Here is a 14,503-nt window from a genome sequence, read left to right on the forward strand (position 1 = left end):
CCGTTGTTCCGTGTCAGTGGAGGCGCATTATAGGGAGTTATTCTGAAGTGACAAGAGGAAATTCAAAAAAAGTTTCTGTCCGTGTTTTTTTTCACCAACAGGGGTGAAATCAAGCTACAAATTGTTCTATTTGATGTATCTGCAACCACAATAACACCCGAGGTGGCATAATTATCAGCATGAATCTTTAAGGAATAAACGCGATGCCATTAAGCGCACAACAACTGGCTGCCCAAAAAAACCTGTCGTATGTGCTGGCAGAAAAACTGGCTCAGCTGATTTTAGCGGGTAAATATGCCCCGGGGAGCATCCTGCCGGGTGAAATGGAGTTGGGTGAGCAGTTTGGGGTGAGCCGTACCGCCGTTCGCGAAGCGGTGAAAACCTTAACGGCAAAAGGAATGGTGCTTCCGCGTCCTCGCATTGGTACGCGTGTGATGCCACAGAGCAACTGGAACTTCCTCGATCAGGAACTGCTCTCATGGTGGATGACGGAAGATAACTTTCATCAGGTCGTCGATCACTTCCTGGTGATGCGCAGCAGCCTTGAACCTCAGGCCTGCCTCCTTGCCGCCACGCTCGGGACGGCAGAACAGAAAGCGCAGCTCAATGCCCTGATGGAAGAGATGGTGTTCCTGAAAAAACACTTCAACCGCGAACGCTGGATTGAGGTCGATATGGCCTGGCATGAACACATCTATATGATGAGCGCCAATCCGTTCCTGACATCCTTTGCCTCTTTATTCCATTCGGTATACCACACCTACTTTACCTCTATTACACAAGACGAAGTGGTAAAGCTGGATTTGCACCAGGCGATTGTTGATGCCATTCAGGAGAGCGACGGGCAGCGAGCCCAGGATGCATGCCAGGCATTGCTGGCCGCGCCAACCCACCAGCAGGTACATAAATGAGAGAGAAAAAAGCGCGCAGCATGGCCGGATTGCCGTGGATTGCAGCCATGGCGTTCTTTATGCAGGCACTGGATGCCACCATCCTCAACACAGCGCTACCCGCGATTGCACAAAGTCTTAACCGATCCCCGCTGGCGATGCAGTCCGCCATCATCAGTTATACCCTGACTGTCGCGATGCTCATTCCGGTGAGCGGCTGGCTGGCTGACCGCTTCGGCACCCGCAAAATATTCATGCTGGCCGTGACGCTCTTTACGCTCGGCTCTTTGGCCTGTGCGCTGTCAACGTCTCTTACAGAGCTGGTCATCTTCCGTGTTCTTCAGGGCGTTGGCGGGGCGATGATGATGCCCGTGGCACGTCTGGCGTTACTGCGCGCCTATCCGCGCAGCGAACTGCTTCCTGTGCTCAACTTCGTCACGATGCCCGGCCTGGTCGGCCCCATACTGGGTCCGGTTCTCGGCGGGGTATTCGTCACCTGGGCAAGCTGGCACTGGATCTTCCTGATTAATATTCCCATTGGCGTCGCGGGGCTGCTTTATGCCCGCAAATATATGCCGAACTTCACCACCCCAAGACGCCGTTTCGATATGCGTGGTTTTTTCCTGTTTGGCCTGAGCCTGGTGCTCTTCTCCAGTGGGATGGAGCTGTTTGGTGAGAAAATCGTGGCGACATGGATTGCACTCTCCGTCATCCTCGGCGGTATTTTGCTGTTCCTTCTTTATATACGTCATGCACGCCATCACCCGACGCCGTTAATTTCTCTGTCGCTGTTTAACACCCGAACGTTTTCCGTGGGGATTGCGGGCAACATTGCCTCACGCCTGGGGACGGGCTGCGTGCCGTTCCTGATGCCACTGATGCTGCAGGTGGGTTTCGGCTACCCGGCTCTGATTGCCGGTTGCATGATGGCCCCCACGGCGATGGGCTCTATTCTGGCCAAATCAACCGTCACGCAGGTGTTGCGCTGGTTTGGCTATCGTAAGACGCTGGTAGGTGTAACGGTCTTTATCGGGCTGATGATCGCGCAGTTCTCCCTGCAATCCGCCTCTTTACCGGTCTGGATGCTGATCCTGCCCCTGTTTGTGCTGGGAATGGCCATGTCGACACAGTTCACGTCGATGAACACCATCACCCTCGCCGACCTGACCGACGATAACGCCAGTAGCGGCAACAGCGTGCTGGCAGTGACTCAGCAGTTGTCGATCAGTCTGGGGGTGGCCGTCAGTGCGGCGGTACTGCGGTTTTATGAAGGTTTTGACAGCGCGAACACCGTCGAACAGTTCCACTATACCTTTATTACCATGGGCGCACTCACCGTCGTGTCGGCGTTGGTCTTTATGCTGTTAAAACCCAAAGATGGCCGCAACCTGATCAAAGAGCGCCACAAAGCAAAGGCTAAACCGAACCCCGTTCCATCAGAACAGGAGTAAGCTGCAGACGTTGCTGCTGAAGGCCGGGCTCGGCCATTCGGTGGATAAGCACATCGATGGCCAGCTCGCCCAGTTCATCTTTTGGCTGATGAATCGTGGTGAGCGGCGGCGTCATGTAGCGGGCCAGTTCAATGTCATCGTAACCAATCACCGCCATATCGTATGGAACACGCAGTCCCGCCTGATATAACGCCTGGTACGCGCCAAACGCCATCGCATCGTTGCCGATAAACACAGCCTGCGGACGCTGCGCTTGCGACAGCAGTTTCTGCATAGCTTCAAAGCCGCCGTTAAATTCGAAATCACCGGTAATACGGTAGCCATCCGGAACAGTAAGCCCCGCCCGCGCCATCGCAGAAAGATACCCCTCAAGACGCAAACGCGCCGGGGTTTTATCCAGGGGGCCAGTAATGCAGGCGATGCGGGTATAGCCTTTATCGATCAGATACTGGGTGGCCATGTCACCTCCCAGCAGCGAGTTATCCTGAATGAGATCGCTGGTACCGTCGAACGGCGCCCAGTCCATCATCACCGTGGGAATAGAAGGGTAGCGCTGAATAATCTCTTTCGAGGGCTGATGTGTTTCGGTACACAGCAGCAGTAACCCGTCGACGCGTTTTTGCATCAGCGTCTCCAGGTTGCGGTTCATTCGCTGCTCATCCCCTTCGGTATTGCACAGCACCAGGCTGTAACCACGCTCGAAGCAGCTGCGTTCGACACCGCGAACAAGTTCAGAATAAAAGGGGTTGGTACTGGCGGTGATCAGCATGCCGATGGTGCGCGTCTGGTTGAGCTTGAGGCTGCGCGCCAGCGCGGACGGCGCATAATTGAGATCTTTAACCGCGGCTTCGACTTTCTCCCGAATCGCCTCGCTAACGAAGCGATCGTTATTAATGACGTGGGAGACTGTCGACGTAGAAACGCCCGCCTGGCGGGCGACATCTTTCATTGTGGCCAAGCGTTACCCCTGCTGACTTAAGAATTCATCAATCTCTTTACGCCACGGAACGGAAGGCTGGGCACCTTTGCGCGTTACGGCAATCGCCGCGGCGGCATGGGCAAAGCGAATAGCATCATCCATTCTCTTACCTTCCAGCAGCGCAGTCACCAATGCACCGTTAAAGGTATCTCCCGCCGCGATGGTATCAATCGCCTTAACCTTAAAGCCCGGCACGCGACGGCCTTCCCCGTTTACGCTGGCCCACACTCCACGACTGCCAAGGGTAATGATAACGGTGCCGATGCCTTTATCGTGCAGCACTTTCGCCGCCCGCGCGGCGTCGTCATCATTTTCAACGCGAACGCCTGTCAGTTTCTCCGCTTCAGTTTCGTTCGGGGTAATGATATCCACCAGCGCCAGCAGCTCGTCTGATAATACCCGTGCAGGCGCAGGATTGAGTACGACAGTGGTATGATTTTGATGCGCTATCTCTGCGGCCGCCAGGACGCTTTCAACGGGTGATTCCAGCTGCATCAGAAGCGCTTCGGCATTCGCGATGATCTCGCGCTGCGCGTTCACCCGCTCAGTGGTCAGCGCGGCGTTAGCCCCCGCATGAATACCGATGACATTCTCACCTTCCGCATTGACGAAAATCAGCGCCACGCCGGTTGATTCCCCTTCGACAACGCTGACAGGCGCAATATCAATGTTATCGCTGGCCAGCTGTTTGCGTACGCGCTCACCGGTATCGTCATCACCCGTGCAGGCAATAAAGGCGATCTTCGCCCCACTGCGTCCTGCGGCGACGGCCTGGTTGGCGCCCTTACCGCCGAATGCCACCTGATACTGATTACCGGTGACGGTTTCGCCCGGTGTCGGGAACGATTCAAGGTTAAGAATGTGATCGGCATTGATACTGCCAAGGACGACAAGATTGCCTGCGGTTTTCATGGTTGAGGTGTCCATCTGAGAGCGCCACCGGTGTGACCCGGTGGCGTATGCCACACTTTTCTTTATAGGGTGTCCCTCAGGCAGCCAGCGACTGCCTGATTCGCCTTTTACTGCTTGATGACCAGTTTCAGGTCAACAGGATATTTGGCCTGAACTTTTTCGCCCTTCAGCACTTTATCAGCAGTCTGCACGCCCGTTGCGCCGATCTGCTCAGGCAGCTGAGCGATGGTCGCCGCCAGTTTGCCATCTTTTACTGCTTTTTCACCATCCGGCGTGCCGTCAAATCCGACAACCATCACATCAGATTTACCTGCGGTCTGCAGAGCACGCAGCGCGCCCAGCGCCATTTCGTCGTTCTGTGCAAACACAGCCTGCACGTCAGGGTGCGCGGTCAGCAGGTTCTGCATCACGTTCAGACCTTTCGTGCGGTCGAAGTCAGCAGGCTGGCTGGCCAGTACGTTAAATTTGTGCGCTGCAACAGCCTGCTGGAAGCCTTCACCACGCTCACGCGCCGCTGACGTACCGGCAATACCCTGCAGTTCGATAACTTTCGCGCCTTCACCCGCTTTCTTCGCGATGTAGTCACCCGCGATTTTGCCACCCAGAACGTTATCAGAAGCGATGTGGCTGACTACGTCGCCTTTCGTCGCCTGACGGTCAAGGGTGATGACCGGGATCTTCGCCTGGTTTGCCATCTTCACGGCGTTACCCACAGCGTCAGAATCCGTTGGGTTGATCAGCAGGATTTTGGTGCCACGTACGGTTAAGTCCTGAACGTTTGCCAGCTCTTTCGCCGGGTTGTTCTGAGAGTCCAGCACCACCAGGTTGTAGCCCAGTTTGTCAGCTTCTTTCTGTGCACCGTCCTTCAGAGAGACGAAGAACGGGTTGTTCAGCGTGGAGATAACCAGCGCGATGGTGTCTTTCGCCATTGCGTTAGCACTTACGGTTGCGCTCAGCGCGACAGCAGAAACCAGGGTAGCCAGTTTTTTCATGTTCATATCTAAGATGTCCTGTAGTGTCGTCAGTTACTGTTTTTTGTTGTCTACCAGAACCGCCAGCAAAATCACCACTGCTTTAACGATCATCTGGTAATAGGAGGAAACACCTAATAAATTCAAACCATTATTCAGGAAACCAAGGATCAGTGCGCCGATCAATGTCCCAACAATGCGACCTTTACCGCCCGCAAGACTCGTACCGCCCAGAACGACTGCCGCAATGGCATCCAGCTCATACCCCGTCCCCGCCGTTGGCTGCGCAGAAGAGAGGCGCGCCACTTCGATGATGCCTGCCAGAGAGGCCAGCAGACCACACAGCGAATAGACGATGATTTTGACTTTATTGACGCTGATCCCGGACAGACGCGTTGCCGCTTCGTTACCGCCCAGCGCATAGATATAACGACCCAGACGGGTGTGATGCAGCATGTACCACGCCGCGAGGAAAACGATAGCCATGATCCAGACCGGCGTCGGGATACCCAGCGGACGACCAATACCGAACCAGCCAAACAGATCGGCGTTATCCGTAAAGCCGGTATTTACCGGACTGCCGTTGGTGTAAACCATGGTGACACCGCGCAGCAAGAGCATCATGACCAGCGTCGCAATGAACGCCTGAACGCGACCTTTCGCCACAATCACACCGGTCACGGCACCAATTGCCGCCCCAAGTGCCAGCGCAGCTGCAACGGCCACCAGCGCGTTGACCTCAATCCCTACAATTGAAGCCGCAACCGCACCGGTGAGCGCCAGCAGGGAACCGACGGACAGATCGATACCCGACGTCAAAATCACCAGCGTCATCCCTACCGCCATAATGGCGTTAACCGACGTCTGCTGAAGAATATTGAACAGGTTATTAACGGTAAAAAAGTTTGGGCTCATGGTCGAAACAATCGCGATCAACACCAGCAGGGCAATCAGCGATTTTTGTTCCAGCAGCCATGCCTTTGTGAAATAACGGCGACCAGAAACAGCCTGGGTAGTCATCTTCTTACTCCTGATTCACGCGATTAAGCTTGCCCACAGCGGCAGCCATCAGAACTTCCTGGGTGGCCTGCTCGCGAGTGAATTCACCACCGAGATGCCCTTCATGCATGACGATAATGCGATCGCTCATGCCTAATACTTCTGGCATCTCGGAAGAGACCAGAATGATGCTCAGGCCGTCGGCCTTGAACTGGTTAATCAGCTGATAGATCTCTTTCTTGGCCCCCACGTCCACGCCGCGGGTTGGCTCATCAAGGATCAGCACTTTCGGGCGCGTCATCAGACCGCGTGCAATGGCCACTTTTTGCTGATTACCACCGGACAACAGACCAATCGCCTGCTCCATCGACGGCGTTTTAACGTTGAAGAGACGGATAAAATCGCTGACCGCCTGCTGTTCATCTTTGTGCTTCAGGCTGCCACCGCTGCGGCTGAAATAGCGCAGGGCAGTAAGCGACATGTTCTCTTTTACCGACATCCCCAGCACTAAGCCGTCACGCTTGCGGTCTTCGGAGATATAGACGATGCCGTTTGCCAGGCCATCCTGTGGAGAGCGAGTCACCACCTCATGACCATCGAGCGTGACATAACCGCTGGTACGCGGCAGTGCGCCATAGAGCACTTTCATCAGCTCGGTACGGCCTGCCCCCATTAACCCCGCCACGCCAAGGATCTCCCCCTGGCGCAGGGTAAAGGTGACATCGTTCACGCCCGGGCCACAGAGGTTGTCCACCTTCAGGCGGATCTCACCCGGTGCTTTGTCCAGATGCGGATACTGGTCTTCGAGCTTACGTCCCACCATCATTTCGATAAGGGTATCTTCGGTCAGCGTGGCGACTTCGCGCTCGGCAATGAATTGCCCGTCGCGGAAGACCGTTACGTCGTCGCAGATCTCGAAAATCTCTTTCATACGGTGAGAGATATAGACAATCCCGCGTCCCTGCGATTTCAGCTCGCGGATAACGCGGAATAAAGATTCGGTTTCGGTGTCGGTCAGCGCGTCCGTCGGCTCATCCATAATGATAACCTTCGACTCAAAGCTCAGCACCTTCGCGATTTCAACCATTTGCTGATCGCCAATGGAGAGGTCGCCCACCAGACGGTCGCTCTTGAAGCGCAGGTTTAGCTTCGCCAGCAGTTTATCCGCTTCGGCATACATCGTTTTCCAGTCGATTTTGCCAAACCGGTTAACGAACTCACGTCCGAGGAAGATGTTTTCCGCAATGCTGAGCTGCGGGATCAGGTTCAGCTCCTGGTGGATAATACCGATCCCCGCATCCTGGGAAGATTTCGGGCCGTTGAACGTGGTCTCTTTACCCAGCCACAGCAGCGAGCCGGCATCGCGTTGATAGATACCGGTCAGCACTTTCATCATGGTGGATTTGCCGGCCCCGTTTTCGCCCACCAGCGCCATTACGCGTCCGGGATAAACGTTCAGTGCCGCGCCAGAGAGGGCTTTTACGCCCGGGAACGCTTTATCGATCCCTTTCAGTTGAAGTAATGCGTCCATGATGGCCTCAGAAGGTGACGCCAGCACAGAGAATGATATTCGCATACGGGGAACACTCCCCGCTGCGAATCACCGCCTGACTGTCTGCGGTTTGTTGTTTGAATTGCTCGTGCGTTGTGTAACGAATTTCTATGGTGTTTCCCTGGTGTTGTTGCAGTTGCTCAATGTGTCTGAGCAACGTTTCGTGGAGTTGCGGATTATGGTGTTTAATTTCCGTCGCAAGAATGGCCGCCTCAACCTGCATCTCCGCCGTCACCACGTCCAGTACCTGCATAAACGAGGGCACGCCCTGCGTTAACGCCATATCAATACGGGTTGTGCTGCGCGGAACCGGTAAGCCTGCATCGCAAACCACCAGCGTATCGGTATGCCCAAGACGGGAAATAACCGATGAGATTTCTGCGTTAAGAACGGTGCCTTTCTTCATTTTCTTGCTCCACTAGCGAAACGTTTCGCTGAAATCAGTTTAGTCTTAACGGTGTTCAGAAAACCACCATGACATAACAGATTTGTGATCGGCGTCGAAACGTTTCGCTACGTGAAATGAGAAGGCGATAAATGCAAAAACGGTAACCCTTTGGTTACCGTTTTTTTAGGGTTGCACCCTCTCCATCCAGGAGAGGGCATCAGGCCACACGAGGACCTAGATTTCGACCTGCGTTCCCAGCTCAATCACACGGTTAGGCGGGATCTCAAACTGGTCAGGCGCGCGAAGGGCGTTACGCTGCAGGATAAGGTACAACTTGCCGCGCAAACGCAAATACCAGGGGCGCTTGCCAATAATCAGCGACTCGTGGGACATAAAGAACGAGGTCTCCATCATGCGACAGCTCAGTCCTTCCAGACCGCAGCGATGGAACACCTCTTCGACGTTTGGTGTCTCACGCCAGCCGTAGCTTGCCACGACGCGCCAGAAGGTCGGCGACAGTTGCTCGATTTGCACGCGGCGGACATTGTGGACGTACGGGGCATCTTCGGTGCGCAGGGTCAGCAGGATCACGCGCTCGTGCAGCACTTTGTTGTGCTTGAGGTTATGCATCAGCGCAAACGGGATAACGTTCAGCGCACGCGACATATACACCGCGGTGCCCGGCACGCGTACCGGCGGCGATTTCTCCAGCGAGGCAATCATAGCCTCCAGGGAGTTACCGTGCTCATGCATACGGCGCAGAAGGCGGAAACGTTCGCTTTTCCACGTGGTCATGACAATGAACATCACCAGACCGAGCGTCAGCGGCAGCCAGCCACCGGAGACAATCTTGTCGAGGTTGGCGGAGAACAGCGGCACGTCAATGCACAGGAAGCCGACCAGAATCATCATCACGAGGAATTTGTTCCAGTGCCAGTTTCGGTACGCTACCGTGGTGGAGAGCAGCGAGGTCAGTACCATCGTACCGGTTACCGCAATACCGTACGCCGCCGCCAGGTTGCTGGAGTGCTCGAAGCTGACGATGACAATCACCACGGCGAAATAGAGCAGCCAGTTGATGAACGGAATGTAAATCTGGCCCGACTCCATCTCGGAGGTATGGATAATGCGCATAGGCGAGAGATACCCCAGACGCACAGCCTGACGCGTCAGAGAGAACACGCCTGAAATTACCGCCTGCGAGGCAATAACGGTCGCCAGCGTCGCCAGAATCAGCATGGGCACCAGCGCCCAGTCCGGAGCCAGCAGGAAGAATGGGTTCTTAATCGCCTCCGGGTTTTGCAGCAGCAGCGCACCCTGACCGAAATAGTTCAGCACCAGCGACGGCAGGACCACTAAAAACCACGCCACGCGGATAGGCAGTTTCCCGAAGTGCCCCATATCGGCATACAGCGCCTCAACACCGGTGATGGAGAGCACGACGGCACCGAGCGCGACGAAGGAAACCACTTTGTATTCCAGGAAGAAATGCACGGCCCAGTAAGGGTTCAGCGCATGCAGCACGTCCGGGTTAGCAATAATGCTGCGTAAACCGAGTGCCGCCAGGACCAGGAACCAGGCCAGCATAATCGGAGCGAACAGCTTGCCCACCAGCCCGGTGCCGTGCTTCTGGATGATGAACAACAGCGTCAGGACAAGGATCGCCAGCGGAACAACCCATGAATCAAGCTGTGGCGCGATAATCTCCAGCCCCTCTATCGCCGAGAGAACCGAAATCGCGGGCGTAATGACGACTTCCCCATAGAAGAAGCTGCCGCCAATCAGGCCGATAATGACCAGCACCGACGTCATTCTGGCGGAGGTATTCCGCCCGGCAAGGGACATCAGAGTCAGGATCCCCCCTTCACCGGCGTTATCTGCACGCATAACGAAGGAGAGGTATTTCACTGAAACCACCAGGATCAGCAGCCAGAAGATGAGGGACAGGAAGCCAAAGACGGCATCGCGCTCAACACCAAAACCAAACTGACCGGACAGACATTCACGAAGCGTATAAAGCGGGCTGGTGCCGATATCACCGTAGACAACCCCGATCGCCGCAAGCGTTATTGCGGGTAATGATTGCTTATTATCAGTGCTCATAGACTAGTCTTTTCGTTTAAATAACAAATGTGTGCTTAGTCCCTTGGCCCACAAAAAGCGCACAGTATGCACGATTCAATGCAAAATCGTACCCCTAAATGCAACCGCATTAATGTAGCGCAAAGAAAATAGCGCCGCACTTCAGTCTATTACCAGCCCTGACTGAAACGTCTATACTCGCTTCAATTGGCCGCCACGACGGCGAAAGGATGCAAAACTATTATGGCTCACTCACATTTAATAGCAGAAAGAATTTCCCGCCTCAGCGGCGCGCTGGAAAAAGGCCTTTTCGAGCGTAGCCACGCCATTCGCCTCTGTTTACTGGCAGCGTTGAGCGGCGAAAGTGTCTTTCTGCTTGGACCTCCGGGCATCGCCAAAAGCCTGATTGCCCGCCGGCTGAAATTTGCCTTTCAGAACGCCCGCGCTTTCGAATACCTGATGACCCGCTTTTCCACCCCAGAAGAAGTTTTCGGCCCGCTTTCCATTCAGGCGCTGAAAGATGAGGGGCGCTATCAGCGCCTGACTGAGGGGTATCTTCCGGAAGCGGAAATTGTTTTTCTTGATGAGATCTGGAAAGCGGGGCCGGCAATTCTGAACACCCTGCTCACGGCGATAAACGAACGCCGATTCCGCAACGGTGCCAGCGAAGAGAAAATCCCGATGCGCCTGCTGGTGGCGGCCTCTAACGAACTACCGGAAGCCGACAGCAGCCTTGAAGCGCTGTATGACCGCATGCTGATCCGCCTGTGGCTCGACAAAGTGCAGGATAAATCCAACTTCCGCTCGATGCTGGTCAGCCAGCAGGATGAGAATGAAAACCCGGTCCCCGCTTCGCTGCAGGTCACGGATGAGGAGTATTACCAGTGGCAGGAGGATATCGGCAAAATCACACTGCCGGATTCGGTGTTTGAGCTGATCTATCTGCTGCGCCAGCAGCTCGATTTACTGCCTTCTGCGCCGTATGTCTCCGATCGTCGCTGGAAAAAAGCGATCCGCCTGCTGCAGGCCAGCGCCCTGTTCAGCGGCCGCGATGCCGTTGCGCCAATCGATCTGATCCTTTTAAAAGATTGCCTCTGGCACGACGCGGAAGGCATGAACCTGATGCAGCAGCAGCTTGACGTATTGATGACCGGACACGCCTGGGGCCAGCAGTCGATGCTCAACCAGCTGGGAGCGATTGCCCAACGGCGTATTCAGCTGCAGCAACAACAAAGCGACAAAACAGCGCTGAAAGTAAACCGCCTTGGCGGCATGTTCGCCCGCAAAGCGCATTATGAGCTGCCGTCCGAACTGACCAGTACAACGCTAACGCTCCTGCTTCAGCAGCCCCTTAAGCTTCATGACATGCAGGTGGTCCATATCACCGTGGAACGAGAACCACTGGCTCAGTGGCTTGATAAGGGCGGGGAGATCCGCGGCAAACTCAACGGCATCGGTTTTGCTCAGCCGCTGACGCTGGAAGTGGACAGCAGCCAGCATCTGGTGATCCGCGACGTCAGCCTTCAGGGATCGCGTCTTGCGCTTCCGGGAACCGCCTCTGACAGCGTGCCGGAAGAGATTAAACGCCAGCTTGAAGCGCTGGATACGGAATGGCACCAGCAACATACGCGCTTCAGCGAGCAGCAAAAATGCCTCTTTATTCATAGCGACTGGTTAGGTCGCATCGAAGCCAGCCTGCAGGATGTCAGCGCGCAGATCAAACAGGCTCGTCAATGCTAACGCTGGATACGCTTAACGTCATGCTGGCCGTCAGCGAAGAGGGGTTGATCGAAGAGGTGGTCATCACCCTTCTGGCCTCCCCGCAGCTGGCGGCTTTTTTTGAAAAATTCCCGCGGCTCAAAAAGGCGATGACCGACGATCTCCCGCGCTGGCGCGAAAACCTGCGTCAGCGGTTCAAAGAGACCGAAGTCCCCCCTGAATTAACTGACGAGGTGGCCTGTTATCAGCAGTGCCAGCGGCTCTCTACGTCACAGTTTATCACCCAGCTCCCGCAAACCCTGACGTTACTCGACACGGTACACTCTCCGTTTGCCAGCCAGGCGCGAGCGCTGGTCGCGGATAACGCCACGTTTACCCCCGCGCTACACACCCTCTTTTTACAACGCTGGCGCCTCAGCCTGGTGGTGCAGGCCACAACGTTGAACCAGCAGTTGCTGGATGAGGAGCGTGAACAGCTGCTTAGCGAAGTGCAGGAACGCATGACCTTAAGCGGTCAGCTGGAGCAGGTGCTGGTGGAAAATGAAAACGCCGCCGGGCGTCTTTGGGATATGAGCGCCGGTCAGCTGCGGCGCGGAGATTACCAGCTCATCGTCAAGTACGGCGATTTTCTGGCACAGCAGCCAGAGCTGATGAAGCTTGCCGAACAGCTGGGTCGTTCACGGGAGGCCAAATCGGTCCCAAAGAAAGATGCCCCAATGGAGACCTTCCGCACCCTGGTCCGTGAACCGGCCACCGTGCCTGAGCAGGTGGATGGGCTCCAGCAAAGCGACGATATTTTGCGCCTGCTGCCCACGGAGCTGAGTACGCTGGGGATGACTGAGCTTGAGTACGAGTTTTATCGCCGGCTGGTGGAAAAACAGCTTCTGACCTACCGGTTGCATGGCGAAGCCTGGCGTGAAAAGCTCAGCCAGCGCCCGGTCATCCATCAGGATTTTGACGAGCAACCGCGCGGGCCCTTTATTGTGTGCGTGGATACGTCCGGCTCGATGGGAGGGTTTAACGAACAGTGCGCGAAAGCGTTCTGCCTGGCTCTGATGCGCGTGGCGCTCGCCGATCGACGTCGCTGCTTCATCATGCTCTTTTCCAGCGAAGTTGTGGGGTATGAACTGACCCATCAGCAGGGTATTGAGCAGGCGATCCGCTTTTTAAGCCAGCGCTTTCGTGGCGGTACCGATCTGGCCAGCTGTTTTCGAAGCATCGTTGAGCGGATGCAGGGCGGAGACTGGTATGACGCTGACGCCGTGGTCATCTCCGATTTTATTGCCCAGCGGCTACCGGATGACGTGGTGAATAAAGTGAAGGAGCTACAGCGAGTGCATCAGCACCGTTTCCATGCTGTGGCGATGTCTGCCCATGGAAAGCCCGGCATCATGCGCATCTTCGATCATATCTGGCGCTTTGATACCGGGTTACGTAGCCGCCTGCTAAGACGCTGGCAGCGCTAATTACAGAAGAGATTCAACGCGATCGCGTACCTGTTGTGGCCAGACACCGCACTGCACCTGACCAATATGAGGCAGCTGCAACAGCAGCATGGTCAGACGGGACTGGCCAATACCACCGCCAATGGTCTGCGGCATCTCTCCGCGCAGCAGCGCCTGGTGCCACTCCAGCGTGAGGCGATCTTCATCCCCGGTCAGTGCCAGCTGACGCTTCAGGGCGTCAGCATCCACGCGGATCCCCATTGAAGAGAGCTCGAACGCATCTTCCAACACCGGGTTCCAGACCAGAATATCGCCGTTCAGACCGGCGAGTTCGCCCTCACCCGTCGTGCTCCAGTCATCATAATCCGGCGCACGCACATCATGGCGTTTACCGTCAGACAATTTGCCGCCAATCCCGATCAGGAACACAGCACCCAATTCTTTGGCGATCGCACGCTCACGGCCTTTGGCATCCAGATCGGGATAACGGCTCAGCAGTTCCTGGCTGTGGACAAAGTGGATCGATTCCGGCAGGAACGGTGCCAGACCAAACTCTTTGCTCACTGCCGCTTCGGTCGCTTTGATCCCGGCGTAGATCGCCTCAACGGTGGATTTCAGCGTACCGACGTGACGCTCGCCATCGCCCATGACGCGCTCCCAGTCCCATTGATCGACGTAGACGGAGTGCATTGGCGTAAGACGGTCTTCATCGGGGCGAAGGGCTTTCATGTGCGTGTAAAGCCCTTCGCCCGCGCTGAAGTCGTGTTGTCCCAGGGTTTGACGTTTCCACTTCGCAAGGGAATGCACCACTTCGAACTGGGCGTCTGGCAGTGTTTTCACTTTCACCTGTACCGCTTTTTCGCATCCAGAAAGGTTGTCCTGCGTCCCGTCACCCACGCGGCTGAGAATGGGCGCCTGGACTTCGATCAGACCAAGCTTGTCTTCCAGCTGACGTGAAAAATGGGATTTAACGAAGCTGATCTGGCGTTGTTTTGCGATGTAAGCGGTTTTCATTATTTATACTCCTGCGTCCTGTTGATAGAGATTAAGCAACAGAAATGGCCTGTTATTCAATAACCCACCAACAAAAAGCCACCTTCACTTTTGATTCATTA

Annotated in this window: 12 protein-coding genes; 4 read left to right on the forward strand and 8 right to left on the reverse strand. The window is 55.5% G+C overall.

Annotation, left to right across the window (positions count from 1 at the left end):
• Window positions 1-203 precede the first annotated feature (203 nt).
• Window positions 204-911: a FadR/GntR family transcriptional regulator gene (locus tag QLG09_RS05965; RefSeq protein ID WP_020882776.1), complete on the forward strand. Its 708-nt coding sequence runs from the start codon at window positions 204-206 to the stop codon at window positions 909-911.
• Window positions 908-2,341 (forward strand): multidrug transporter subunit MdtD, encoded by a 1,434-nt coding sequence (gene mdtD / locus QLG09_RS05970; protein ID WP_049021939.1) that lies wholly within the window; start codon window positions 908-910, stop codon window positions 2,339-2,341. The genes QLG09_RS05965 and mdtD overlap by 4 nt, the downstream gene beginning before the upstream one ends.
• On the opposite strand, the gene rbsR is transcribed toward mdtD, so the two are convergent.
• The 7 genes from rbsR to kup all read right to left on the reverse strand — a co-directional run bounded on the left by rbsR (window position 2,307) and on the right by kup (window position 10,245).
• Complete coding sequence (gene rbsR, locus QLG09_RS05975; protein WP_282488775.1) at window positions 2,307-3,299, reverse strand: ribose operon transcriptional repressor RbsR; 993 nt, start codon at window positions 3,297-3,299, stop codon at window positions 2,307-2,309. The two genes, mdtD and rbsR, sit on opposite strands and share 35 nt — an antisense overlap.
• A gap of 3 nt (window positions 3,300-3,302) precedes the next feature.
• Window positions 3,303-4,232 carry a ribokinase gene (gene rbsK, locus QLG09_RS05980; RefSeq protein ID WP_020882773.1) on the reverse strand — a complete coding sequence of 310 codons (930 nt, stop codon included), beginning with the start codon at window positions 4,230-4,232 and terminating at the stop codon, window positions 3,303-3,305.
• Between the two features lie 107 nt (window positions 4,233-4,339).
• Window positions 4,340-5,230, reverse strand: a complete 891-nt coding sequence (rbsB, locus tag QLG09_RS05985) for a ribose ABC transporter substrate-binding protein RbsB (protein ID WP_014172267.1) — start codon at window positions 5,228-5,230, stop codon at window positions 4,340-4,342.
• A gap of 27 nt (window positions 5,231-5,257) precedes the next feature.
• The gene (gene rbsC, locus QLG09_RS05990; RefSeq protein WP_020882772.1) at window positions 5,258-6,223 is read right to left on the reverse strand and encodes a ribose ABC transporter permease; all 966 of its coding nucleotides are present in this window, start codon (window positions 6,221-6,223) and stop codon (window positions 5,258-5,260) included.
• A 4-nt stretch (window positions 6,224-6,227) separates the two neighbouring features.
• Window positions 6,228-7,733: a ribose ABC transporter ATP-binding protein RbsA gene (gene rbsA / locus QLG09_RS05995; protein ID WP_020882771.1), complete on the reverse strand. Its 1,506-nt coding sequence runs from the start codon at window positions 7,731-7,733 to the stop codon at window positions 6,228-6,230.
• Between the two features lie 7 nt (window positions 7,734-7,740).
• The gene (rbsD, locus tag QLG09_RS06000) at window positions 7,741-8,160 is read right to left on the reverse strand and encodes a D-ribose pyranase (protein ID WP_014172270.1); all 420 of its coding nucleotides are present in this window, start codon (window positions 8,158-8,160) and stop codon (window positions 7,741-7,743) included.
• A 216-nt stretch (window positions 8,161-8,376) separates the two neighbouring features.
• The gene (gene kup / locus QLG09_RS06005) at window positions 8,377-10,245 is read right to left on the reverse strand and encodes a low affinity potassium transporter Kup (protein WP_014172271.1); all 1,869 of its coding nucleotides are present in this window, start codon (window positions 10,243-10,245) and stop codon (window positions 8,377-8,379) included.
• A 222-nt stretch (window positions 10,246-10,467) separates the two neighbouring features.
• On the opposite strand from kup, the gene ravA reads away from it, so the two are divergent.
• Both ravA and viaA read left to right on the forward strand, forming a co-directional pair.
• Entirely contained in the window at window positions 10,468-11,964 is a 1,497-nt protein-coding gene (gene ravA / locus QLG09_RS06010) for an ATPase RavA (RefSeq protein WP_025202724.1), read from the forward strand.
• Entirely contained in the window at window positions 11,958-13,409 is a 1,452-nt protein-coding gene (gene viaA / locus QLG09_RS06015; protein ID WP_282488776.1) for an ATPase RavA stimulator ViaA, read from the forward strand. Before ravA ends, viaA begins: the two co-directional genes overlap by 7 nt.
• Here viaA and asnA read toward each other — a convergent pair whose 3' ends face one another.
• Entirely contained in the window at window positions 13,410-14,402 is a 993-nt protein-coding gene (gene asnA, locus QLG09_RS06020; protein WP_068795370.1) for an aspartate--ammonia ligase, read from the reverse strand.
• Window positions 14,403-14,503: the final 101 nt, after the last annotated feature.

Source organism: Enterobacter sp. V89_11 (assembly GCF_029967775.1).
GTDB classification, from domain to species: Bacteria; Pseudomonadota; Gammaproteobacteria; order Enterobacterales; family Enterobacteriaceae; genus Enterobacter; species Enterobacter ludwigii.

What these genes read in the sequence shown, in the direction of transcription:
- QLG09_RS05965 (WP_020882776.1), top strand. Translation starts at nt 204, where the DNA reads ATGCCATTAAGCGCACAACAACTGGCTGCCCAAAAAAACCTGTCGTAT.
- mdtD (WP_049021939.1), top strand. Translation starts at nt 908, where the DNA reads ATGAGAGAGAAAAAAGCGCGCAGCATGGCCGGATTGCCGTGGATTGCA.
- rbsK (WP_020882773.1), bottom strand. Translation starts at nt 4,232, where the DNA reads ATGAAAACCGCAGGCAATCTTGTCGTCCTTGGCAGTATCAATGCCGAT.
- rbsB (WP_014172267.1), bottom strand. Translation starts at nt 5,230, where the DNA reads ATGAACATGAAAAAACTGGCTACCCTGGTTTCTGCTGTCGCGCTGAGC.
- rbsC (WP_020882772.1), bottom strand. Translation starts at nt 6,223, where the DNA reads ATGACTACCCAGGCTGTTTCTGGTCGCCGTTATTTCACAAAGGCATGG.
- rbsA (WP_020882771.1), bottom strand. Translation starts at nt 7,733, where the DNA reads ATGGACGCATTACTTCAACTGAAAGGGATCGATAAAGCGTTCCCGGGC.
- rbsD (WP_014172270.1), bottom strand. Translation starts at nt 8,160, where the DNA reads ATGAAGAAAGGCACCGTTCTTAACGCAGAAATCTCATCGGTTATTTCC.
- kup (WP_014172271.1), bottom strand. Translation starts at nt 10,245, where the DNA reads ATGAGCACTGATAATAAGCAATCATTACCCGCAATAACGCTTGCGGCG.
- ravA (WP_025202724.1), top strand. Translation starts at nt 10,468, where the DNA reads ATGGCTCACTCACATTTAATAGCAGAAAGAATTTCCCGCCTCAGCGGC.
- viaA (WP_282488776.1), top strand. Translation starts at nt 11,958, where the DNA reads ATGCTAACGCTGGATACGCTTAACGTCATGCTGGCCGTCAGCGAAGAG.
- asnA (WP_068795370.1), bottom strand. Translation starts at nt 14,402, where the DNA reads ATGAAAACCGCTTACATCGCAAAACAACGCCAGATCAGCTTCGTTAAA.